Origin of the sequence: Bradyrhizobium sp. Leo170 (assembly GCF_004296405.1) — a bacterium.
Classification (GTDB): domain Bacteria; phylum Pseudomonadota; class Alphaproteobacteria; order Rhizobiales; family Xanthobacteraceae; genus Bradyrhizobium.
In genome coordinates, this window is sequence record NZ_PSRR01000630.1 from 1 (window position 1) to 2,192 (window position 2,192).

The following is a 2,192-nucleotide window of genomic DNA, read 5'->3' on the forward strand; positions in this document are numbered from 1 at the left end:
CGCGGACGGATGTGCAGGCGGAGCGGCGCCAGGGGGCGGCTGAGGCGGTGCAGGCTGTTTCGGCGCACCGGCCGGCGGTGCCGCCTTCGGTGGCTGTTTCGGCTTTCCGTCCGGGCCGACCTCCTCCTTCTTCTCCGCTTGTGCCACGACGAGTGGCGCGGTTTGCGCATGCGATGCGAAGCTTATTAGCTGCGTCACCGTCAATGCGGTCGTGGCAAGCAGCACGAGGCGAAGGTTTGTCATGATTGCAGGTCCCGGGAAAGTTCTTGGCAAGGGAGAGGATGGGCGGGGGCCGAATAGCTCGGCGGTCGGATCAACGGTTATTCGTTAGGCCGCAATGTGGCGGGCGACAAAGGGGAAAGGCTTTTTATTTCAGCGCTGCAATGACTTGCAAGCAAACTTGTTCATTGCTCATTCAGACGAGACTTGCAAATCGCGATCTCACCATTGTTCCTTGCGTGGTTCCGCGACATCGGTCGGATTCGGCGGGCGCGGACCGTTCGGCCCGCGAATCGGCACTTCATCAGGCAGCTTGCCGGGCAGTTCGTCAGGCACTGGCGGTTCGCCGGGCTCGCGCGCCGGCGGCGGTACCTCAGGGCGCGGATTGCCCGGCGGAATGCCGGGCGGTGGTTCGCTCGGCGTGCCTGGTGTCGCCGGCGGAATCTCGGGCGGTTCGATCGGCATCTAGCGCGTAACCGTGCCGTTGTTTCCGATCGCAGCGCGCGGATCATCACGCATCATGGTTCGCTCCGTTCCTGTTCCGCAAGAACGACAACGGAACGCATGCAGCGATGTTCCGATGATCCAGGCCCGAAAGTTATTCCGGCGCGTGGCAGACCGCTTCGATGTTGTGGCCGTCGGGATCCAGCACGAACGCGCCGTAATAGTTGGGATGGTAATGCGCGCGGATGCCGGGCGCGCCGTTGTCGCGTCCGCCGGCTGCGATCGCGGCCTTGTAGAACGCATCCACGGTTGCGCGATCCTTTGCCAGGATCGCGACATGCAGCGGCTTCTCTAGCCCGCCTTCGCCGCCGATCCAGAAATCCGGCTTGCCGCCCGCGCCGAAGCCGGCCGCCGCATCACTGCCGTTCTCCTGCGTGACTTCCATGATCAGCGTGTAGTCGAGCGGCGCGAGCGCCTGCCGATAGAACATCAGGGAACGCTGATAGTCGGAAACCGGAAAGCCGATGTGATCGATCATCAAGAAACCCTTCGGCCTATCTGCCGTGATCAAACACCAGGAAGCCGGCCCGCGGGAAGTGCACCACCACCTCGCCGGCGCGGGGGTCGTGCCTGCGGATCGCGATATGCTGCGAAGAAAGGGAAACGATCTCGCCGCTCACTTTGACCTTGCCGTAGTCATCGGGCATCACCTCGACCTGGTCGCCCGGCTTGCGGCGGTTGGGATCATAGGGGTCGGGCAGCACGGTGGTCCGTGGCGCAGCGTTGGCGGCGATTTCGAGTGCGGCGGCGGGTGAGATTTCCTTGCATGGCTTGTGCTCGATGGCGCGAATGCGCGCCTCCCATGATCGCGTTGCAGGGAATTCGAACAGCATCTTGTCGAGGTCGGGAAGGTTGGTGCGCACGTACCAGATATTCATGTAGGCGTTGACGTCGCACAGGCTGGGGGCGTCGCCGCACATCCAGCTATGGCCGTTGCGAAGCTGGGCCTCGATCCATTGCAGGTGGGCACGAAACTGATCGCGCATCTGCGGGATCGCCTTCCGCATGGCGGCAACATCGAACTTGGCGCCGCGCAGCTTTTCGCGGTCGTCGATGAACTCCTGCGGCACGTTGTCAGCCACTGAGCCGAAGATCAGGTTGACGGTGTTCTGGAAGAACGGACGGTCGGTCCACATCGTCGTCGCGGCGGCAAGCCCGTAATACCCGCTCGGGAACAGCGTCGGCTGCGGATAGCGCCGTTCCAGTTCGCGGACGATGCATTGGGTGTCGCAGTAGACATCGGCGCCGATCTGCAGCACCGGGGTCCGCCGGTAGCCTCCCGTCAGCGGCATCAGATCCGGGCGGGGCATGATCCGGGAAATCAGGACCGAGGTCCATGTCATGTTCTTCAGCGCCAGGATCAGGCGGATCTTCTCCGAGAACGGCGATTGAGGAAAATGATGGAGGATGACGGGATAGTCGGGACTCATCGTTCCCTCCCAGATCGTGATCCGACCGGTCGGATCACG

Annotated in this window: 3 protein-coding genes and 1 pseudogene; all 4 read right to left on the bottom strand. The window is 63.1% G+C overall.

All coding sequences use genetic code 11. The annotated features are described in order from the left end of the window. A pseudogene (locus CWO89_RS47375) lies at window positions 1–243 on the bottom strand (OmpA family protein); the annotation flags it as partial. A 198-nt stretch (window positions 244–441) separates the two neighbouring features. After that, window positions 442–684 carry a hypothetical protein gene (locus CWO89_RS43350; protein ID WP_130584291.1) on the bottom strand — a complete coding sequence of 81 codons (243 nt, stop codon included), beginning with the start codon at window positions 682–684 and terminating at the stop codon, window positions 442–444. A 133-nt stretch (window positions 685–817) separates the two neighbouring features. Beyond that, window positions 818–1,201, bottom strand: coding sequence for a VOC family protein (locus CWO89_RS43355; protein WP_130584292.1), 384 nt, complete (start codon window positions 1,199–1,201; stop codon window positions 818–820). Between the two features lie 16 nt (window positions 1,202–1,217). Then, a partial coding sequence (locus CWO89_RS43360) for a glutathione S-transferase family protein (protein WP_245476844.1) occupies window positions 1,218–2,192 on the bottom strand: 975 nt, incomplete at its 5' end.